General features: G+C 70.4%; 16 protein-coding genes and 1 pseudogene. 8 read left to right on the top strand and 9 right to left on the bottom strand.

Translation table 11 applies throughout. The features are described 5' to 3' along the window. Position 1: 1 nt before the first annotated feature. Positions 2-1162, top strand: a complete 1161-nt coding sequence (locus tag LDL49_RS07895) for an ROK family transcriptional regulator (RefSeq protein ID WP_225290273.1) — start codon at positions 2-4, stop codon at positions 1160-1162. 59 nt (positions 1163-1221) lie between these two features. Here LDL49_RS07895 and LDL49_RS07890 read toward each other — a convergent pair whose 3' ends face one another. Continuing rightward, positions 1222-1971: a helical backbone metal receptor gene (locus LDL49_RS07890; RefSeq protein ID WP_225290272.1), complete on the bottom strand. Its 750-nt coding sequence runs from the start codon at positions 1969-1971 to the stop codon at positions 1222-1224. 144 nt (positions 1972-2115) lie between these two features. Here LDL49_RS07890 and LDL49_RS07885 point away from each other — a divergent pair, with 144 nt between their 5' ends. Further along, the gene (locus LDL49_RS07885) at positions 2116-2919 is read left to right on the top strand and encodes an SAM-dependent methyltransferase (protein WP_225290271.1); all 804 of its coding nucleotides are present in this window, start codon (positions 2116-2118) and stop codon (positions 2917-2919) included. A gap of 37 nt (positions 2920-2956) precedes the next feature. Here LDL49_RS07885 and tpx read toward each other — a convergent pair whose 3' ends face one another. Next, positions 2957-3457, bottom strand: a complete 501-nt coding sequence (tpx, locus tag LDL49_RS07880; protein WP_225290270.1) for a thiol peroxidase — start codon at positions 3455-3457, stop codon at positions 2957-2959. 146 nt (positions 3458-3603) lie between these two features. On the opposite strand from tpx, the gene LDL49_RS07875 reads away from it, so the two are divergent. Further along, positions 3604-3915, top strand: a complete 312-nt coding sequence (locus tag LDL49_RS07875; protein ID WP_225290269.1) for an alpha-amylase inhibitor — start codon at positions 3604-3606, stop codon at positions 3913-3915. A gap of 52 nt (positions 3916-3967) precedes the next feature. On the opposite strand, the gene icmF is transcribed toward LDL49_RS07875, so the two are convergent. The 3 genes from icmF to LDL49_RS07860 all read right to left on the bottom strand — a co-directional run bounded on the left by icmF (position 3968) and on the right by LDL49_RS07860 (position 9085). Beyond that, positions 3968-7183, bottom strand: a complete 3216-nt coding sequence (gene icmF, locus LDL49_RS07870) for a fused isobutyryl-CoA mutase/GTPase IcmF (RefSeq protein WP_225290268.1) — start codon at positions 7181-7183, stop codon at positions 3968-3970. Between the two features lie 140 nt (positions 7184-7323). Beyond that, entirely contained in the window at positions 7324-8124 is an 801-nt protein-coding gene (locus tag LDL49_RS07865) for a CHAP domain-containing protein (protein ID WP_225290267.1), read from the bottom strand. A 190-nt stretch (positions 8125-8314) separates the two neighbouring features. Then, a complete protein-coding gene (locus LDL49_RS07860) occupies positions 8315-9085 on the bottom strand; it encodes a PP2C family protein-serine/threonine phosphatase (RefSeq protein WP_225290266.1) in 771 nt (256 codons plus the stop codon). Positions 9086-9161: 76 nt separating this feature from the next. On the opposite strand from LDL49_RS07860, the gene LDL49_RS07855 reads away from it, so the two are divergent. The 4 genes from LDL49_RS07855 to LDL49_RS07840 all read left to right on the top strand — a co-directional run bounded on the left by LDL49_RS07855 (position 9162) and on the right by LDL49_RS07840 (position 15990). Then, positions 9162-10910 carry an HsdM family class I SAM-dependent methyltransferase gene (locus LDL49_RS07855; RefSeq protein ID WP_225290265.1) on the top strand — a complete coding sequence of 583 codons (1749 nt, stop codon included), beginning with the start codon at positions 9162-9164 and terminating at the stop codon, positions 10908-10910. Between the two features lie 43 nt (positions 10911-10953). Next, entirely contained in the window at positions 10954-11844 is an 891-nt protein-coding gene (locus LDL49_RS07850) for a serine/threonine-protein kinase (protein WP_225290264.1), read from the top strand. An 87-nt stretch (positions 11845-11931) separates the two neighbouring features. After that, a complete protein-coding gene (locus LDL49_RS07845) occupies positions 11932-14787 on the top strand; it encodes an AfsR/SARP family transcriptional regulator (RefSeq protein WP_225290263.1) in 2856 nt (951 codons plus the stop codon). 207 nt (positions 14788-14994) lie between these two features. Then, on the top strand, positions 14995-15990 hold the full coding sequence (locus LDL49_RS07840) for a LacI family DNA-binding transcriptional regulator (protein ID WP_225290262.1): 996 nt from the start codon (positions 14995-14997) through the stop codon (positions 15988-15990). A 192-nt stretch (positions 15991-16182) separates the two neighbouring features. Here LDL49_RS07840 and LDL49_RS07835 read toward each other — a convergent pair whose 3' ends face one another. After that, positions 16183-17451: an alpha/beta hydrolase family protein gene (locus LDL49_RS07835; protein WP_225290261.1), complete on the bottom strand. Its 1269-nt coding sequence runs from the start codon at positions 17449-17451 to the stop codon at positions 16183-16185. A gap of 150 nt (positions 17452-17601) precedes the next feature. After that, on the bottom strand, positions 17602-17811 hold the full coding sequence (locus LDL49_RS07830; RefSeq protein ID WP_225290260.1) for a hypothetical protein: 210 nt from the start codon (positions 17809-17811) through the stop codon (positions 17602-17604). Between the two features lie 359 nt (positions 17812-18170). Here LDL49_RS07830 and LDL49_RS07825 point away from each other — a divergent pair, with 359 nt between their 5' ends. Continuing rightward, entirely contained in the window at positions 18171-18647 is a 477-nt protein-coding gene (locus LDL49_RS07825; RefSeq protein WP_372470346.1) for a hypothetical protein, read from the top strand. A 59-nt stretch (positions 18648-18706) separates the two neighbouring features. On the opposite strand, the pseudogene LDL49_RS07820 reads toward LDL49_RS07825, so the two are convergent. Then, a pseudogene (locus LDL49_RS07820) lies at positions 18707-18841 on the bottom strand (MerR family DNA-binding protein); the annotation flags it as partial. A 53-nt stretch (positions 18842-18894) separates the two neighbouring features. After that, positions 18895-19926 carry an AraC family transcriptional regulator gene (locus tag LDL49_RS07815; RefSeq protein WP_225290258.1) on the bottom strand — a complete coding sequence of 344 codons (1032 nt, stop codon included), beginning with the start codon at positions 19924-19926 and terminating at the stop codon, positions 18895-18897. Positions 19927-20017 lie beyond the last annotated feature (91 nt).

Below are 20017 nucleotides of genomic sequence, written 5' to 3'. Positions count from 1 at the left end.
CATGCTGACGGCGGGGCAGATCCTCCAGCTGATCCGCAATGGCACCTGCCGTACCCGCAAGGAACTCATCGCGTACACCGGGCTGTCCCGATCGACGATCACCGAACGGGTGGACCGGCTGATCGAGGCGGGATACATCCACGAGTCCGGCGTCGGCATCTCCGGGGGCGGGCGCCCGCCCTCGGTGCTCGACATCGACGCGACGAACCGCGTGGTGCTGGTGGCCGACCTGGGCGCCGGCCACGCGCGGGTGGCGCTGACCGACCTCGCGGCCCGGCCGCTGGTCGAGGAGCACTCCGAGATCCGCATCGACCGCGGCCCCAAGGTCGTCCTGTCCTGGGTACGGCGGGCGTTCCAGCGCCTGCTCGACCGCTCGGGACGGCCGTCGGACCAGGTGTGCGGCATCGGCCTGGACCTGCCGGGCTCGGTCGACCACGCCTCCGGCCGGGTGATCAGGTCGTTCCTCATGCCCGGCTGGGACGACCACCCGATCGGCCAGGGGCTGCGGGAGGCGTTCGACGTGCCGGTCCTGGTCGAGAACGACGCCAACGCGATGGCCTTCGGCGAGTGGTGGTCCTCCTGGCGGCGCAGCCGGTCGCTGATCCTCATCAAGGTCTCCACGGGCATCGGCACCGGCATCGTCCTGGACGGCCGGATCTACCGCGGCGTCGAGGACGCCGCCGGGAACATCGGCCACGTCCGCCTGCGCGAGAGCGACGACCGCGTCTGCACCTGCGGCTCCCGGGGGTGCGTCGCATCGCTGGCCAGCGGCCACGCCCTCGCCTCCGACCTCGGCAGGCAGAACAGCCGCGAGGTCGTACGCCTGGTCCAGGCCGGCGACCCGACGGCCATCGCCCTCACCCAGGAGGCCGGCCGCACGGTCGGCATCGTCCTCGCCACCGCGGTCAGCCTGCTCAACCCCGCCGTCCTGGTGCTGGCGGGCGACATGGCGGAGACCGGGGAGCACTACCTGACGGGCATCAGGGAGAGCGTGTACCGCCGCAGCCTGCCGTTCACCACCCGCAACCTGGAGATCGTGACGAGCTCGCTGGGCGACCGCGCGGGGATCGTGGGGACCGCGGTGCTCGTCATCGACCACGTGCTGTCCCCCGCCGCCGTGGACGCCGCCCTCGCCAGTCCCCCGACCACGAACGTCGTGTGACGCGCCGCAGGTCAGCCCGGCCGTCCGTGGGCCCCGGCCGTCCGTGGGTCCGGCTTCTGTCAGGCCAGGCTGCGGACGAGGCGGTCGCGCGCCTGGACGAGAGAGGGGCCGTACCAGGTCAGATCGCGTCCACTCACCAGCGCGCACCGGTGGCCGGGGAACGACTCCGGCCCGTCCTCGGCGCTGAACGCGTAGGGCTCATCGGGCAGGACCACCAGGTCGGCGCCCCGCGCCACCAGCTCGGCCAGCGCGATCTTGGGGTAGCGCTCGGCATGACCGGCGTAGAGGTTGCCCACCCCGAGCCGGGCGAGCACGTCGCCGGTGAACGTGTCGCGTCCCACCACCATCCACGGCCGCCGCCAGATCGGGATGATCGCCATCCGGCGCACCTCCATGGGCTCGGCCCACACCGACTCCGCCCGGTCGAGCCAGCCGGGCCGCCCGGTCCGGCAGGCGTACCGGAACATCCGGTCGAGCGACCTGAACGCCTCCTCCACCGTCTCGATCCTGGTGACCCACACCGCGATGCCCGCCTCCCGCAACGCGTCGACGTCCGGCTGGCGGTTCTCCTCGGCGTTGGCGAGCACCACGTCGGGGGCGAGCCGCCGGATGGCGTCGAGGTCGGGGTTCTTGGTCCCCCGCACCCTGGCCACGTCCAGGTCCGCCGGGTGCGAGCACCAGTCGGTCGCGCCGACCAGCGCCTCGGGGAGGGTCGCGGCCACGGACTCGGTGAGTGAGGGCACCAGCGACACGATCCGCCGGACGTTCGAGGGAACGGGGACGGGTACACCGGTGTCGTCGAGGCTCACACTCGCACCTTAGACCGCCACTCGAACGACAAAAGGGACTAAAGGCAAGTAACGCCCAGCGTGCGGGAATATCGCCCCAAGGCAGGTCACAAATCCGTAGAATCCCGAGGAAAGATCGTTAACTATCGATCGGGGGATCGCTGGTTGGAGCGAGAATCGCTGGGCTTCGACCCGAACACGCCCAACGTCGCCCGGCTGTACGACTACTACCTCGGCGGGAAAGATCATTTCCCGGCCGACCGGCGAGCCGCTGAACGGCTGCTGCGGGTGGCTCCCGAGGTCCGTACCGCCGCGCGCGCCAACCGGGCCTTCCTCGGTCGTGCCGTACGCTTCCTCGCCGGCGCCGGCGTCACCCAGTTCCTCGACATCGGTACGGGCCTGCCGACGCGGGGCAACGTCCACGAGGTGGCCAGAGCGGTCGCGCCGGAGTCGCGGGTGGTCTATGTCGACCATGACCCCGTCGTGCTGGTCCATGCCAGGGCGCTGCTGGCGGGCAGCGAAGGGATCGCCGTGGTGGACGGCGATCTCCGCGATCCCCACGATCTCCTGAAAAATCCGGACGTGGTGGGGACCTTGGACTTCGACCGGCCGGTGGGCGTCCTCCTCGTCGCGATCATGCACTTCATCGGCGAGACCGACGACCCCCTGCGCATCATGGCCGCCATCCGCGAATCCCTGGCCCCCGGCAGCTATGTCGTCATGTCCCACGGCACGAGCGACGCCCGTGCCGCCGCCGTCAGCAAGGGCACCGAGGTCTATCGCCGGGCCAGCGCTCCCCTGACCCTACGTACCCGCCGACGGATCGAGGAGTTGTGGGCGGGGTTCGAGCTGGTCGAGCCGGGCCTGACCTGGCTGCCGCAGTGGCGCCCCGAGGAGGCCGACCTGATCGACCTCGCGGCCGGCCCCGAGTCGTCGCTCATCCTCTGCGGGGTGGGCAGGAAGAACTGAAGACCCGGGGCGACCCCGGCGCGCGGCCTGGTCGGGCTTACTTGAGCGCGCTCAGCGCGCCCTCGTAGTCGGGCTCCTGGGTGATCTCGGGCACCAGCTCGGAGTAGATGACGCGGTTGTCGCCGTCCAGCACGACCACCGCGCGGGCGGCCAGCCCGGCAAGCGGCCCGCTCTCCTGCGCCACGCCGTAGTCGCGCAGGAACTCGCGGCCCCGCATGAGCGACAGCATCGTCACGTTGTCGAGCCCCTCGGCGGCGCAGAACCGCTTCTGCGCGAACGGCAGGTCGGCCGAGACGCACAGCACCGCGACGCCGGGGTGCCCGGCGGCCACCTCGTTGAACCGGCGCACCGAGGCGGCGCAGACGCCCGTGTCGACACTCGGGAAGATGTTGAGCACCTTGGTCGCGGAGCCGAAACCGGCCAGCGTGGTGTCAGCCAGGTCCCCGCCCACCAGTTGGAACGCGGGCGCCTGGTCGCCGGGCTTGAGGAACGTGCCGCCCACGGTAATCGGGTTGCCCTTGAAAGTGACGTCAGCCATGAATGCCTCCAGTTAGCGGTAATGCCCCGACCTGCAATCCTATAGACGCCCACAGGACCGCACAGAACCTCAACAGATCCTCAACACCCGCGGACCTACCTTCCTCTCATCGAGCACATCGAGCACATCGAGAGAGGAACTCGACAATGAACATCACCCTCCGCAAGTCGGTCGCCGCCCTGGTCATCGCCGGAGCCGCGTCCGCCGGCCTGGTGGCCGCCGCGCCCGCACAGGCCAGCACGCTGGGCAAGGTCCCGTCCTGCGTGAGCCTCTGGCAGAAGACCGGCACTGTTAAAAAGACCGGTTACGCCTACAACGGGTGCGGCCGCTGGATGAACATGAAGATCGTCTGGGCGCACGGCGCCGATGGCGCCTGCCAGTCCGTGGCCCCGAAGGGGACCATCTGGAGCAGGGTGCCCAGGGGCGTCCGCACGTTCGACGGCGCGAAGTACTGCTGACTCAGCACGTCGCTCCGGTTCAGTTGCGCCGGCTTCAGAACGTCGCGCCGGTTCAGACGTTGCGCCGGTACTGTCCTCCGGCCTCGAACAGCGCCTCCGTGATCTGGCCGAGCGAGCAGACGCGGGCCGCCTCCATCAACACCTCGAACGCGTTGCCATCGGACATGGCGACGTCCCGCAACCGGGCCAGTGCCACGGGGGCCTCGGCCCGGTTGCGGTCGTGGAAGGCGTGCAGGCGGTCGAGCTGGGACCGCTTCTCCTCTTCCGTCCCCCTGGCGAGCTCCACCTTCTTCTGGTGGGGCTCGTCGCCGCGCGGGTTGCGGAAGGTGTTGACGCCGATGATGGGCAGCGAGCCGTCGTGCTTGCGCGACTCGTACAGCATCGACTCGTCCTGGATCCTGCCCCGCTGGTAGCCGGTCTCCATGGCGCCCAGCACGCCGCCCCGGTCCGACAGCCGCTCGAACTCCCGCAGCACCGCCTCCTCCACCAGGTCGGTGAGCTCGTCGATGATGAACGAGCCCTGGAGCGGGTTCTCGTTGCGGGCCAGGCCCCACTCGCGGTTGATGATGAGCTGGATCGCCATCGCCCGGCGCACCGAGTCGGCCGACGGCGTGGTCACGGCCTCGTCGAAGGCGTTGGTGTGCAGGCTGTTGCAGTTGTCGTAGATGGCGATCAGCGCCTGCAGGGTGGTGCGGATGTCGTTGAAGTCCATCTCCTGGGCGTGCAGGGACCGGCCCGAGGTCTGGATGTGGTACTTCAGCTTCTGCGAGCGCTCCGCCGCGCCGTACTTCTCCCGCATCGCGACCGCCCAGACGCGGCGGGCCACCCGGCCGAGCACGCTGTACTCGGGGTCCATGCCGTTGGAGAAGAAGAACGACAGGTTCGGCGCGAAGTCGTCGATCCGCATCCCCCTCGCCAGGTACGCCTCCACATAGGTGAAGCCGTTGGCCAGGGTGAAGGCGAGCTGGCTGATCGGGTTGGCCCCGGCCTCGGCGATGTGGTAGCCGGAGATCGACACCGAGTAGAAGTTGCGGACGCTGTTATGGGTGAACCACTGCTGGATGTCGGCCATCATCCGCAACGAGAACTCCGTGGAGAAGATGCAGGTGTTCTGCCCCTGGTCCTCCTTGAGGATGTCCGCCTGGACGGTCCCCCTGACGGTGGCGAGGGTCCGCGCGCGCAGCTCGCGCTCCTCCTCCTCGTACGGCCGGCGCCCGTGCTCCGCCTCGAACCGGTCGAGGGTCTGGTCGATCGCGGCATTGAGGAAGAAGGCGAGGATCGTCGGGGCCGGGCCGTTGATCGTCATCGACACCGAGGTGCTGGGGCTCGTCAGGTCGAACCCGTCGTAGAGCACCTTCATGTCGTCGAGCGTCGCGATGGACACGCCGGACGTGCCCACCTTGCCGTAGATGTCGGGCCGCAGGTCCGGGTCGTGGCCGTACAGGGTCACCGAGTCGAACGCGGTGGACAACCTGGTCGCGGGCTGGCCCTCGGACAGCAGCTTGAAGCGCCTGTTGGTGCGGAACGGGTCACCCTCTCCGGCGAACATCCTGGTGGGGTCCTCGTCGTCCCGCTTGAACGCGAACACCCCGGCGGTGTACGGGAACCGGCCCGGCAGGTTCTCGCTCCGCAGGAACCGCAGCAGCTCGCCGTGGTCGGTGTAGCGGGGCAGGGCCACGCGGGGGATGCGGTTGCCCGAGAGGGTCTCGCGCCAGAGCGGGGTGTGGATCTCCCGGTCGCGTACCTTCACGACCAGCTCGTCGGCGGAGTACTGCTCTCTGGTGGCGGGCCAGTCGTCGAGGAGCGCGCGGCTCTCGTCGCTCAGCTCCCGCTCGGCCCCGGCCGCGAGCTCGGCCAGCCTGTCGTCGTCGGCGCCCAGGAGGGCCTGCACGGCCGTGAGCTGCTGACGGCGGCGGGCCACCTCCGCCTGGGCGAGCGTCTCGGCGTGGTAGTCGCGGACGGTCTCGGCGATCTCGGCCAGGTAGCGGACCCGCGCCGGGGGGACGATCGCGGCGGCCACCTGGGACGTACGGCCGTGTACCGGTGCCAGCAGGCCCGGCTCGGTCCGCAGCCCCTTGTCCGCCAGCAGCGCCTTCAGGTGGTGATAGAGCGCCGTGACACCGGCGTCGTTGTAGCGGGCGGCGATCGTGCCGAAGACCGGCATGTCGTCGGGCGCGACCCCGAAGGCCGCGCGGTTGCGCACCAGCTGGCGGCGGACGTCGCGCAGGGCGTCCTCGGCGCCGCGCCGCTCGTACTTGTTGATCACGACCGCCTCGGCGAAGTCGAGCATGTCGATCTTCTCCAGCTGGGACGCCGCGCCGAACTCCGGGGTCATGACATAGATGGGCACGTCCACATGCGGCACGATCCCGGCGTCCCCCTGCCCGATGCCCGGGGTCTCCACGATGACCAGGTCGTAGCCGGCGGCCCGGCAGGCGGCGATCACGTCGTCGAGGCAGACGGGGACCTCGTTGGCGGCGCCCCTCGTGGCCAGCGAGCGGAAGTAGGTCTGCGGGCCGAGGCTGTTCATCCGGATGCGGTCGCCGAGCAGTGCTCCCCCGCCGCGCCTGCGGGTCGGGTCGATCGCGATGACGGCGACGCGCAGCTTGTCGTCGTTGTCCACCCGCAGGCGGTGCACGAGCTCGTCGGTGAGCGAGGACTTCCCGGAACCGCCCGTACCGGTGATGCCGAGCACGGGAGCGCGGGTGCCGCCCGAGCCGGGACCGGCGCGCAGGCCGTCCAGGAGCCCGGCCGGGGCGCGGCCCGACTCGATCAGGGTGATCGCCCTGGCCAGGGCCGCCTGGTCGCCGGAGCCGACGGCCTCGACCGAGGGAACGCCGTCCAGCTCGACGTCGCACTCCTCGATCAGCTTGTTGATCATGCCGGGCAGGCCGTACCGCTGGCCGTCCTCCGGCGAGAAGATGCGGGTGACGCCGCGGGAGTGCAGCAAATCGATCTCGTCCTGGACGATGACGCCGCCGCCACCGCCGTAGACCTTCACGTGCCCGGCGCCGCGCTCGCGCAGCAGATCCACCAGGTAGCTGAAGAACTCCACGTGACCGCCCTGGTAGGAGCTGATGGCCACGCCCTGGACGTCCTCCTGGACGGCGGCGGTGACGATCTCGTCCACCGATCGGTTGTGCCCGAGATGGATGACCTCCGCCCCCTGCGACTGGAGGATCCGCCGCATGATGTTGATCGCCGCGTCATGGCCGTCGAACAGCGCCGCGGCGGTCACGAAACGGACAGGGTTCGCCGGAACGTGCACGCCTGATCACTCCTTTGTGAGGGGTCCACTTACAAGATACTAGGACGTCCTACTAAATCCCAAGGTGTCAGGCGGGGAGGAATCCGGCATGCGAGCATTGACGAACGCCCGTTCGGGAGGTCGTCAGCGGCCCGTGCTGGTCAGGGCCGCTCGTACGGATTGCGGCGGGTGGTGGAGCGGTGGGCGACCACGAGAGTTCTGGCCGGGCCAGAAGCGCTGTCCGGCTCGGGCGGACCACCCACCCGGACCGGCTCGGGCGGTGCCTCCGCATAGCCGGCCGACCTCGTCGTCTTCTCGACGGCGGCGGCCCGCGTCTCCGCCCCGGTGCGGATCTTGGTGTGGCCGCCGCGGCGACGGCCCGCGAGGCGGAAGGAGACCGCGACCGTGGTGAGCACCATCACGGTGAGCAGGGCCAGCGGGGACCCCAGGACGTCCATCGGCGATCCCTGCGACAACGGCTGGGGCTGGCGGGCCAGCGGCTGCTCGGTGGAGCGGATCTCGTTCAGCGTGGCGTTGGCCTTCACCACGCGGGGTAAGCCGTAACCGACGACCTTGTCCGTGTCACGGAACTTGCGCTTGAGCCAGACGTGGTCGACGTTGGCCTCGATCGTGTGGATCTTCTTGCCGTCGACCCGCTCGACGATGCCGACGTGGTCGATGCCCTTGTAGCTCTTGCCGCCGCCCCAGTCGAAGAAGACCAGGGCTCCGGGCTCGGGCTGCTGGGACCAGGCGCGCTGCTTCATGAACCAGGACGCGTGCGAGGGGGTCCAGGCGAACTGGCCGACGTAGTCACCGACTCCGGCCTTGTCGGCCGCCCAGGCGATGAACATGTCGCACCACGGCGCGTCCCGGTATTGCGGGTCCTTGACGCGATCCGCGTACCACTGCCCGAACTTGGTGAGCTGGCCGCCCTTCTCGCGGTAGCCGACCTCCCCACGCACCTCTTTCAGCAGATTCTCCGCGATCGGGTCCAGAGCCCACTCCTCCCAGAAAAACCGGCAGATCAGGATGGACTGTAATAGCGAGATCCCATGCGCGCGCCGAACAACGGGAAAGTGTCAACCTATGAGGCGAAATTTCGGTTATGTGGCTGGTGGGGCTCCTGAGACTCCGTACCAGATGTGAGCCTCCTCAGGCGCCGGCGCCCACCCGGAAGATCTGCTCGTCGCCCGCGCCCGGCGCCACCACGTCGGCGACGATCACGGTCACGTTGTCGGGTGAGCCGCCCTCGTTGGCCAGGTCGATGAGCCGCTGGACGGCCGCCGCCGGGTCTGTCACCGTGGTCAGCACCTCGTGCAGCACCTCGGGCCCGAGCACGGTCGTCAGCCCGTCCGAACAGAGGAGATAGCGATCATCCGGCTCGGACTCGCGCAGCGCCATGTCGGGCTCCGCCCTGCCCTCGCTGCCCAGCACGCGCAGCACCATCGACCGGCGCGGGTGCACGGCCGCTTGATCCTCTGTTATCCGTCCTTCGTCCACCATGGACTGCACAAGTGTGTGATCCTTGGTCATCTGGTAGAGAGCACCATCGCGCAGCAGGTATCCGCGGGAGTCACCAAGATGAGCAAGGGCGAACCGGTAACCGTCCCACAGCATGGCGGTCACGGTGGTGCCCATCCCCCTGCGCGCGGGGTCGATGTCGGCCAGCTCCACCAGCCTGCGGGCCGCCTCGTGCACGGCGCCCTCCAGGGCCGCCTCCAGGTCCGAGCCCGTCTCGGGAAGCGTGGCATCCAGCTCGCGCATGACCGCGATCGCCGCCGAGCTGGCCAGCTCGCCGGCCGCGTGTCCGCCCATCCCGTCGGCCACCACGAGCAATCGGCCACTCGCGTAGCCGGAATCCTCGTTCTGCTCCCTGCGGCGGCCCACGTCTGATCCGGCGGCATAGCGGATGTTGTGCTTCATACCCAGCAGTAAATCATTGGTTGAAAGACTTCACAAGCAGATGCACTGAAGACTCTTGTGAACTACTGTGGGCTCCATGACCCACGACCCGACCGTGAACGCCGGGGACATTGCCCGGCTCGCCGGTGTCGGGCGGGCCGCGGTGAGCAACTGGCGCCGCCGCCACGACGACTTCCCTCTGCCCATCGGCGGCACCGCCAATCAGCCGTTGTTCTCGCTGCGCCAGGTCGAGTCATGGTTGCGGCGCTATGGGAAGTCCTACCAGGTCTCGCTGGGTGATCGCGTGTGGCAACGCCTGAAAGCCGCCGGCGATTTGCGGCTGGGCGAGTTGGTCGCACAGGCCGGCGTGCTGCTGACCACGGGCGCGAGCAAGCTGGAGCCCGAGCTGGCCGGTCTGGTGTCCGAGCTGGCCGAACAGCACGATCCGCTCACCGCCTACGAATTCCTCTGTGAGCGCTACCTGGAGGCGCATTCCCGGCAGCTGTCCGTCACGCGTGACGACGTGGCCGAGTTGATGGTCGGGCTGGTCCGCACCGACGACGCGACGATCCTCGACCCCGCCTGCGGCGTCGGCACGCTCCTGCTCAACTCCGGGGCCGTCAAGGTGCTCGGCCAGGACCTCAGCGAGACCTCGGCGGTCATCACCGCCGCGCGGCTGCGGCTGCGCGGCGCCGAGGCGGAGGTCGTGCCCGGCGACTCGATGCGCCACGACGGCTTCGCCGGTGTGAAGGCCGACGCGGTCGTCTGCGACCCGCCGTTCAACGAGCGCGCCTGGGGCTACGAGGAGCTGACCGGCGACCCCCGCTGGGAGTACGGCCTGCCGCCGCGCGGCGAGCCGGAGCTGGCCTGGGTCCAGCACTGCCTCACCCACGTCAGGCCCGGCGGCATGGTGGCCGTGCTGATGCCCCCGGCCGCGGCCAGCCGTAAGGCGGGGCGGCGGATCCGGGCCAACCTGCTGCGCGCCGGCGCCCTGCGCGCGGTGATCGCGCTGACCGGCTCCGACCTGTGGCTGCTGCGCCGCCCGGCCGCGGGCGAGCGCCCCCCGTCCGACGTGCTGATCGTCGACGCCACGGCCGACCTGTCCATCGTCGACCCCGCGTGGCGGGCCTACCTCGACGAGCGCTCCGACCAGACCGTACGCATCATCGACCTGCTGGCCGACGAGGTGGACATGACCCCGGCCCGCCACCAGCGGCGCGACGACCTGGGCCGGGCGTTCACCGAGGCACGCGACCGGTTCCTGGCCGCGGCGGCCACCCCGCCCGATCTCAAGGTGCTCGACGAGCCGCTCGACCAGCCCGTCACCACGGTCGGCGACCTGATCAAAGAGGGTCTGCTGACCACGCTGCAGGCGCCGCCCAAGATGGCGACCGGCGCAGGCGACCTGCCGATGCTCACCGCCGACGACGTGACCGGCGGCGCCGCCGCCTCCGGCCGGGCTCCGGCGCAGCAGGGGCTCGTCCCGGTCCAGCCGGGCGACGTGGTGGCGTCCTACTCCAGCGTGCGGGTGATGGCCGAGGGCGGCTGCGTGCTCGGCCCGCATCTGACGCTCTACCGGGTCGACGCGCGCCGGCTCGACCCCGACTTCCTGGCCGGCCACCTGCGGGCCGCCGGTGGGCGCGCGACCACCGGCTCCAGCCGCTTCGACGTGCGCCGCACCCGCCTGCCCCGCCTCTCGCTCAAGGACCAGAAGTCCTACGGCGAAGCCTTCCGGCAACTGGCCGTGCTCGAAGACGCCTTGCGCGAGACCTCGGCCCTCGGCCAGGCGCTGATCCGCCTGGGCCTTGACGGCCTGACCGACGGCCACCTGCGTCCGCAGTCCTGACGGTGTAGCTTTTTCCGGGAAAAGGCGGGGCTGGGAGGGGCAAATGGTCATCGGTGACCGCTATGTGCTCGACCATCTCCCGCTCGGTCAGGGCGGCATGGGCGCCGTCTACGCGGGTCACGACCGCCACCTCGATCGCCGGGTGGCGGTGAAGCTGCTGCACCTGCCGGGCGGCCCCGACGAGGAGCTCGAACGCCGCTTCATCCGCGAAGCCCGCATCCTGGCCCGGCTGGAGCATCCGGGCGCGCCGGTGCTCTACGACTTCGGCGCCCACGAGCAGCGTCTCTACCAGGTGATGCAGTTCATCGAGGGCGTCACGGTGGCCGACGTGGTCAGCGAGCACGGCCCGCTGCCCGTGCCGTGGGCCGCCGCGATCGCGGCCCAGGCGTGCGCGGTCCTGTCGGCCGCCCACGCCCTGTCGATCTGCCATCGCGACCTCAAGCCGACCAACCTGATGCTCTGCCCCGACGGCAGCGTGAAGGTGCTCGACTTCGGCCTGGCCCTGCTGCGCGACGCCGACGTCACCACGTTCACCAGGATCGGCCAGATCCTCGGCACGCCCGCGTACATGGCTCCCGAGCAGATCCAGCACGGGGTCGCCGAGCCGCGCAGCGACCTCTACGCGCTCGGCTGCGTGCTGCACGAGATGCTGACGGGGCGACAGCTGTTCACCGGGCCGACCGACTACGTGGTCTTCGAGAAGCAGGTCAAGGAGCGCCCGCCGGCGATTCCGGGCCTGCCGGACGCGCTGGGAGCGCTCCTGGCCGGGCTGCTGGAGAAAACGCCGGCCAACCGTCCCGCCGACGCCGACACGCTGTACGAGCGGCTGGAACCATTCGCCGTCGGGCTGCCGATGCTGCCCGGCTTCCTGGCCAGGTCGCCGAGCCCGGGCCGGATGTACGCGCGGATGGTCGGCCGCGTCCTTAGCGGCTAGCCGAAATCCTCTTCTCGTTCATGGGAACAAATCACGTCTGTCCCCATAGAATCGCCACAAAATGGTTACAGCAGGGAGCGGAGCCCGTTGGCTGATGCCATCTTCGGCGTCCTCGGTCCTGTTCGCGCACGTCACGCGACCGGGCGCCACATCCGTCTGAGCGGCAGGCAGCGCGCCGTGCTGGCCACCGTGCTGCTCAACGTCAACACCACCGTCTCCCGTGACCGCCTCATAGCCGCCGTCTGGGACGATCCGCCCCCGTCCGCCGTGGCCAACCTCCAGACGTACGTGGCCCAGTTGCGCAGGGCGCTGCAGCCGGAGGCCCGGCTGCACACCAGCGGCGCGGGCTACCTCTTCGAGGCCGCGCCCGACGAGCTCGACCTGCTCCTGTTCGAGGACGAGGTACGGCGGGCCCGGGTCGAGTCCGATCCCGCGTCGGCCGCCCGGCGACTCGAACACGCCCTGGCCCTGTGGCGCGGCCGGCCCGCCGAGGACGCCTCGCTGGGGAACATCATGACCCCCCGGCTGACCGAGCTGGAGGAACGGCTGGCCGACGTCCGCGCCGACTGGGCCGACCTGCGGCTCCAACTGGGCATGCACGATGAGGTGATCGGCGCCTTACGCGTGTTCGTGGCCGAGCAGCCGCTGCGCGAGCGGGCCTGGCTCCAGCTCATGCTGGCGCTGGCGCGCTCCGGCCGGCGGGCCGAAGCGCTGGAGACCTACCGGCAGGCCCGCGAGGCGCTGGTCACCGAGCTGGGCATCGAGCCCGGACCCGAGCTGCGGCTGCTCCAGGCCGCCGTGCTGTCCGGCACCCCGTCCGCGAACAGACCGGAGCAGCGGGGCGCGATCTGCCAGCTGCCGGCCGACATCGCCGACTTCGTGGGCAGGTCCGAGGAGCTGACCGCCATCGCCACGCTCCTGCGCCCCGAGATCACCCCCGCCGCCCTCCCGATCGTCACCGTCACGGGGCCGCCCGGAGTCGGCAAGAGCACCCTGGCCGTGCGTGCCGCGCACCTGCTGCGCGAGGACTTCCCCGACGGCCAGCTCTACCTGCGGCTCTCCGGCGCCTCGCCGGTGCCGCAGGAGCCCGGCGCGCTGCTGGCGGAGTTGCTGCGGGCCCTGCGCGTCGAGGGCGACTCGATCCCCGACACGGTGGCGGAGCGGGCCGCGCTCTACCGGTCACTACTCGCCGACAAGGCCGTGCTCGTGGTGCTCGACGACGCCGCCGACGGGCTCCAGGTGGCGCCGCTGCTCCCGGGTACGCCACGCTGCGCCGTGCTGGTGACGAGCAGGGGTCCGCTCATCGCGCTGCCCGGCGCGGTCGCGGTCTCGCTGGGCGTGCCGCCCGAGCGCGAGGCCCGGGAACTGCTGGAGAGCGTGGCGGGCGGCTCGCGCGTACGGGACGAGCCCGACGCGGCGCGGGCCATCCTGAACGCCTGCGGGCGGCTGCCGCTGGCCGTCAGGATCGCCGGCGCCCGGCTCGCCGCCCGGCCCGCCTGGTCGCTGAAGGACCTCGCCACGCGGCTGGCCGTCACCGGGGCGCCGCTCGACGAGCTGGCGCTCGGCGGCCAGAACGTACGGGCCCACTTCATAGCGAGTTACGAGGTGCTGTCCTCGCCGGCGCGGCGCGCGTTCCGCCTGCTCGGGCTGGCCGGGCTGGAGAGCGCCGCGGACTGGAGCGTGGCGGCGCTGATGGGCGTACCGCGGCGCGAGGCGGAGTCCGCGGTCGAGACGCTGGCCCTGGCCGGGCTGGTCACGGCGAACGAGGTGGACGAGAGCGGCCAGCCCCGGTACCGCATGCACGACCTGCTGCGCGCCTTCGCCCGCGAGCGCGCGGAGGCGGAGGAGAGCCCGGCCGGACGGGCCGCCGCGCTCCTGGGGTTCGTCGCGGAGTGCCTGGCCCGATTACGCGCGGCGGCACTGGAATATCCCCCGCCCATGAGGCCGCCCATGGACACCGTGCCGCCACCCGTGGAGTCCGCGCGGGTGGACAGCGGCTGGCAGCGGGCGTGGCTGCACGCCGAGCGCAAGACGCTGGCCGACGCCGTCGCCCTGGCCGAGCCCGTCACCGCCGCCGAGCTCGCCCAGCGGCTGGCGCCGTTCCTCGTGGCGCACGGCTTCTTCGCCGAGGCGATCGGCCTGCTGGAGAGCGTCGCCGAACGGAGCGGCGATACCCATACGACCATGCTGATCCGCCTGGTCAGAGCCGACATCCTCACGGACCGCCGCAGGACCGCCCTCGCCGAGCCCGAGCTGCGGCTGCTGATCGACTACTTCGAGAGCGCGGGCGACCGGCACGCGGTCGCGTACGCGCTGGCCACGCTGGCCATCTGCGAGCTGATCTCCGGCCGCTACGAAAGCGCTCTCACCCTCGTCACCCGCTCCCTGCCGCTCTTCGAGGCGTACGGCGACACCAACGGGCTGATCAGCGCGCTGGTCACGACCTCCGGGATCCACCTCGACCGGGCCGAGTACGACCTGGCGATAGCGACCTGCCGGCGCGGCCTGGAGCTGGCGGCCGACCCGCGCTTCGCCGACTTCGCGATCAGGTTCCGCCGCGTGCTCGGCATCGCGCACTTCGAGCTGGGCGAGGTCGAGACCGCGATCGGGCACTACGAGGCGAGCATCGAGGCCAGCCGGGAGCTGGGCTGGGGCACCGGCGAGCGGATGGCGCTGCGCAGGCTCGGCCAGGCGTACTCCGGGCTGGGCCGGTACGAACTGGCCGCCACCACGCTCGACCGGTGCGCCGCCATGTTCGCCCGCGCGGGCGACGGCCACGGCCAGGGGATGACGTTCTACGCGCGGGGCGAGGTCAGCCTGAGGCAGAGCCGGCCCGACGAGGCGCTGCACTATTTCCAACTCTGTCTCGACCTGGTCGAGGAGCCGATCTGGCGGGCGAGGGCGGCCGAGGCGGTCGAGCGCCTGCGCCACGACCCGGCCTGAACGCGCTCTTACGGTGGCTCGGATCGTTGTCCAACATCCCAGCGCGCCCAACACACGCCCGTGCAACGCACGTTGACTGCTCAGGAACGGTATCGGCGCAGGTTCGGGTGCGCTGGAGTATCGGGGCATGATCGGCGGGAACGAGCTGTAGATTCCTTCCGTGCTCTCCCACATAGCGAACTCCCGCGCTGAGACGGTGGTGCGGCTGTGAGGCGGCCGACGCTGGAGGCGGTCGCCGCCCGCGCGGGGGTATCGCGCGCCACCGCGTCCCGCGTCGTCAACGGGCAGACGACGGTGGCGCCGGACATCCGCGACGCCGTCCTGCGCGCCATCGACGAGCTCGGCTACCTGCCCAACCCGGCCGCGCGCAGCCTGGTCACCCAGCGCACCGACTCCATCGCCCTGGTCGTCTCCGAACCGCCGACCAGGGTGTTCTCCGAGGACCCGCTGTTCGCGACGGCCATTCGCTCGGCCAGCGTCGAGCTGGAGGCGGCCGACAAGCAGGTCGTCCTCATGCTGGCCTCCTCCCCCAAGAGCCATGCGCGGGTGGAGCGCTACATCGCCGGCGGCCACGTGGACGGCGTCATGCTCATCTCCATGCACGGCGCCGACCCCCTCCCCGCCGCGCTGTCCCGCCTGCGCGTCCCGGTCGTCTCGTACGGCAGGCCCGCCGTACCCGTCGACATCCCGTACGTCGACAACGACAACGTCGGCGGCGCCGAGGCGGCGGTCCGCCACCTGGTCGAGGCGGGCAGACGCCGAATCGCCACGATCGCCGGCCCCCAGGACATGATCGGCGGCCAGGACCGCCTCACGGGCTACCGCAACATCCTGCGCGACTCCGACCGCCGCTCCATCGTCGCGGTGGGCGACTTCACCCGGCAGTCCGGCGCGGTGGCCATGCGCCAACTGCTGGGCGACGACCCGGGCCTGGACGCCGTCTTCGTGGCGAACGACCTGATGGCGGTGGGCGCCCTGCAGTCACTCCGCCTGGCCGGCCGACGGGTGCCGGACGACGTGGCCGTGGTGGGCTTCGACGACATAGAGGCCGCCAAGTACACCGAACCCCCACTGACCACGGTGCGCCACCCGGTGCCCGAACAGGCGGCAGCCATGGTGCGCCTGCTGCTGGGCCTGTTCACAGGCGGCTCCGCCGAGCCCATCATCCTGCCCACCGAGCTGGTCGTCCGCGAATCCGCCTGAAGGCCTCAGGCTGTCTTCCTGAGGGCTTCGCCATTCGGCGGGGGCCTCCCGGCCCCCGCCCCAGCGGTTAACCACTTCCAAGAGGGACCTTGATGGCCATGTCCCGAGCTCAGGGAAGTGCCGCCGCGGCCCGCCCACGAAGAGGCAGGGCCTTTGATCATCTCGGTGGACCGGCCGCATGTGGGCGATCTGCTATTGGCAGGTCGTCGCCGGCGGTGAGCAGAAGGCGACCTCGGGGTAACGTGTGGAGGGCTTGTCGAGCAGGGGTTGCCGCTTGCCGCGCAGGTGCAGGTGCAGGTCGAAGAAGGCTGCGACGTACTTGCGGGCGAGGTCCACCGAGCGGGTTCCCGTCAGGGTGCTGCCGAGGTTGACGCCGATCTGGCGGGCCAGCATGTCGAGGTCGGTGAAGGACGGGTGCACCGCTCCTTCCAGCACCAGCCAGCGCTTCCATCCGGTCAGGTTCTTCCAGTCGCGATCCCACGTGGTGTCCTGGCCGCCGGGGTGGTGCGCCGGCTGGCCCATGAACATGAACGGCCTGGCCAGTCCGCTGTCGGGAACGGGGACGAACATGTTGCCGTCCAGATTGATCCCGGCGCGTATCCGGGAGTCCTTCAGCATGGCCCCGGCGGCGCTCGCGCCGCCGACGGAGGCGCCCGCCATCGCGATCCGGGAGGTGTCGATCAGGGCGCTGCCCTTCCACTTGGGGTGCGGGCCGGTGAGCTGGTCGAGGACGAAGGAGATGTCGGCCGGTCGGTTCTCCACCACCTTCTGGCCGATGTTCTCGGCGGTGTCGAGCTCGCAGGCGGCGCAGGTGGCGACGCGCCCGTCGGGGAAGGTCGTGGCGTAGTTCTCGTAAGTGTGGTCGATGCCGGCCACGACGTACCCTCGGCTCGCCAGGTCCTCGGCCAGGCCGGTGAGCGAGCTGCGGGACCGGGTGAAGCCGGGTGAGAGCACCACGAGCGGCAGCCTGTGCTTGCCTCCCGGGGGCGCGGCGCCGACGAGGCTGCTGGTCCGCGTCTTGCTCAGGATGTCGGCCGGCACGCCGGTGATCTTCGAGCCCTTCAGGTTGAGCTCCGACTCCTTCGGCGTCATGTACGGGGCCCGCTGCCCGCTGCGCGCCTTGGTCGGGTACCACAGGGACACCATGAGCTCTCTGGCCTTGGCCTCGGGGACCCACGGGTCGGGCCGGGAGCTGTCCTTCAGGTACAGGGAGACGGTGCCGACCCGATGCGGGCCGGTGGGCGCGGGCAGGTAGGGGGTGGCGATCGGTGTGGCCGTGGGAGCCGAGGTGGGCGTGGCGGCGGCCAAGGCGCCGGGGATGAGGGTGAGCCAGGCGGACGCCGTGAGAGTGGCCAGGCCGGCGGCGGCAGCCAGGCCGCGGCGCAGCGGAGGACGGCGCGGCGTGGCCGTGGGCTTCGGCTCGGTCGTACGAGTCAGCTTCGGCTCGGTCGTATGAGTCATGAGGGTGTCTTTCTTCCTTCTTTCGGTGGTGACGGCCGGCTGGTGGGGAACTCCTCGCGCGGCATGGAGCGGAAACTGTGGCGCCGGGAAAAGCCGTCGCGAGATCTGGTGGTCGTGAGGCGGAGCACCGCTCAGGCGGGGCTGAGCGCCTCAAGCGGGAGCGGCCGGCCGGCAGCGGCCGGTCAAGCGTTGCTCGACGAGCAGCCCGAGCCAGGCGTCCGCGGAGCTCGCCGCAACGGGCGGCGCCCCGATACTGGCGATCGGCTGGACGTCGGCCGACAAGATCCCGCACAACGCGAACCCACGGACCACGCCCAGCGCCGCGATCCCCAGGCGTCGTCGACGCACTTCAGGTGGCATGGGACCTCATCCTGCACACCAGGACCCGGTGCCCACATCGACTGAAAGCAGGGAACGCAACAGTACTTTCGGCTGGTACAGACCGCCGGAACCCCTGCCCTGGCCTGGACGCCGTGCATGTTCCCGATCGGCTCAAGGTGGCGCTCGGCGTCGTGTTCGCGCTGGCCATCGCCTTCCAGGAGCCGGCGGGACAGTTCCTTCACCCAGCTGACGTGATCAGGTGCGGATCGAGTGCGCGTGCAGCTCCGCGAGTTCTACCTTGAGGTCAAACTCGCAATGATCCTGCGGCGGCGGCCCTGAGCCACCACATCCGTGACACGCTGGCCCGCTAGAGATCACCTGACGTGAAGGGTATGACTATGCGGATCGGCGTGACCGGCCACATGAACCTGACGGAAGGCACGAGCTCCCTCGTGTTCGCAGCGATCCGCGAGCACCTCGCACAGGTGGGCGACGACCTGACGGGCGTGTCCTGCATCGCTCGCGGTGCCGACTCGTTGTTCGCCGATGCCGTCCTGGCAGCTGGCGGAACACTCGAAGTGGTCATCCCCTCGCGCGATTACCGGCAGGCCAAAGTGAAGGCAGACCACGCCGAGCAGTTCGACCGGCTGATGGACGTCGCGAAGCAGGTCCGCGTCATGGACTTCGACCACGCCAACAGGGGTGCGTACGAGGCAGCCAATGAAGCCATGCTCGGGTCTGTGGACGAGATAGTCGCCGTCTGGGATGGCCAGCCGGGGACCGGGGCAGGCGGGACGGCTGAGGTGGTCGCCGAGGCTAAGAGGCGCGGGGTGAAGGTGGTCGTGATCTGGCCAGAGGGTGCAGCCCGGGAATAGTGCGAGCCTGGGCCGGAGCCGCCTCGGTCCCGTCGGTGACGAAGGTGAACGTCGGCGATCTTGGCTTCGATCTCGGCGAGCTTGAGCTTGGCGCGCTCGTGCGGATCAGGGGCAGGGTGACTGCCCCGTCCGGTCTCCAGCAGCTCGGAAACCTCCTCCACGGTGAAACCAAGTCGCCGTGCGGCTTTGATCACTCTGAGCAGGGTGACCGTCTCAGGCGGGGTGTTCTCCCAGGACGCAGCCCGGGTTATTGCAGATAATCATGGTTATCCGCGATAGCGGCCTGCTCCCGTTCGCGGCGGAAGTCGGCGGGGGTGCGGCCGTACCAGCGGTGGAAGGCGCGGCGCAGCGCTCGCACGTCGATGTAGCCGACACGGGCGGCGATCGTGTCGATGGTGAGTCCGGTGTCGCGGAGAAGGCGGGTGGCCTCGGCCTCGCGGACCTTCTCCACCTCCTCGCGCCAGCTGGTGCCCTCCTCGTGCAGCCTGCGCTGAAAGGTGCGGGAGCTCATGGCCATCCGCTTGGCGACCCTGTCGAGCGCCGGCGGTCCGTCGGCGAAGCTCGCGGCGATCTCGGCGTGCACCTTGTCCAGCCAGCCCAGGATCAGCCTGGCGTTGGCGACCGTATGGACAGCATGGTCACGCACGATGGCCGCCAGGGCGGGGTCGGCGCCGGGCAGCGGCGCGGTCGCGTCGGGGGCGGAGAAGGTGACCGATGAGACCGACGCGTTGAACTGGACGTCCGGCGTGCCGTACATGTCGAGGAGATCGCTGCGCGATCTGGGTGGCTCACCGGCGACGGTGATGGCGACGGGGGTGACTGGGCGGCCCAGCGCCGTGCCGGCCTGCTGGATCAGCAGGCCCAGGACGAACTCGCCGATCAGTTCGCTGACGCGGCCGAAGGTGGAGACCGGCCGGGTGGCAACGGTCAGGCGGCCCGCCGGGTCTTGCTGGACGATGAATGCGCTGTGGGGGTCGGTGATGGCGGGAATGTGCTGTGCCGCGAGTTCGAACGCCTCGGTCAGGTTGGCCGAGGACTTGATGACATAGTCCCAGACGTGGAACCGGCCGGGAGTCCACAGTCGTGCGACCCGGGGAGCACCCCCTGCCTCGGCGAATGCGGCGGAGGAGATCTCCCAGACACGCGTCAGCATCTTCGTCGGCACGCGGATGCCCTCCTGGTCGAGGACACCTACTCCGGGAAGACGCTTGAGCTCCTCCTCAGAGACACCTGCGGTTCTCGCCGCTTCGAGGACAAGGCGCACCACATGGGGGGGCATCGACCCTTTTGTCACGCCTAGCACCCTAGGGCAGGCATTGGCGGATTCGGATCCGTTCGTGGCGCGTTCTGGTCTCATCGCCGGCGCACCG

It is taken from the genome of Nonomuraea aurantiaca, assembly GCF_020215705.1.
Classification (GTDB): domain Bacteria; phylum Actinomycetota; class Actinomycetes; order Streptosporangiales; family Streptosporangiaceae; genus Nonomuraea; species Nonomuraea aurantiaca.
Note: the sequence above shows the minus strand (reverse complement) of the source record. Positions and strands in the feature narration are given on the sequence as shown.

Excerpts from the sequence above, each read along its gene's own strand:
- LDL49_RS07825 (WP_372470346.1), top strand. The coding sequence starts at position 18,171 with ATGCGGATCGGCGTGACCGGCCACATGAACCTGACGGAAGGCACGAGC.
- LDL49_RS07830 (WP_225290260.1), bottom strand. The coding sequence starts at position 17,811 with ATGCCACCTGAAGTGCGTCGACGACGCCTGGGGATCGCGGCGCTGGGC.
- LDL49_RS07850 (WP_225290264.1), top strand. The coding sequence starts at position 10,954 with ATGGTCATCGGTGACCGCTATGTGCTCGACCATCTCCCGCTCGGTCAG.
- LDL49_RS07895 (WP_225290273.1), top strand. The coding sequence starts at position 2 with ATGCTGACGGCGGGGCAGATCCTCCAGCTGATCCGCAATGGCACCTGC.
- tpx (WP_225290270.1), bottom strand. The coding sequence starts at position 3,457 with ATGGCTGACGTCACTTTCAAGGGCAACCCGATTACCGTGGGCGGCACG.
- LDL49_RS07815 (WP_225290258.1), bottom strand. The coding sequence starts at position 19,926 with ATGCCCCCCCATGTGGTGCGCCTTGTCCTCGAAGCGGCGAGAACCGCA.
- LDL49_RS07860 (WP_225290266.1), bottom strand. The coding sequence starts at position 9,085 with ATGAAGCACAACATCCGCTATGCCGCCGGATCAGACGTGGGCCGCCGC.
- LDL49_RS07835 (WP_225290261.1), bottom strand. The coding sequence starts at position 17,451 with ATGACTCATACGACCGAGCCGAAGCTGACTCGTACGACCGAGCCGAAG.
- LDL49_RS07875 (WP_225290269.1), top strand. The coding sequence starts at position 3,604 with ATGAACATCACCCTCCGCAAGTCGGTCGCCGCCCTGGTCATCGCCGGA.
- LDL49_RS07855 (WP_225290265.1), top strand. The coding sequence starts at position 9,162 with ATGACCCACGACCCGACCGTGAACGCCGGGGACATTGCCCGGCTCGCC.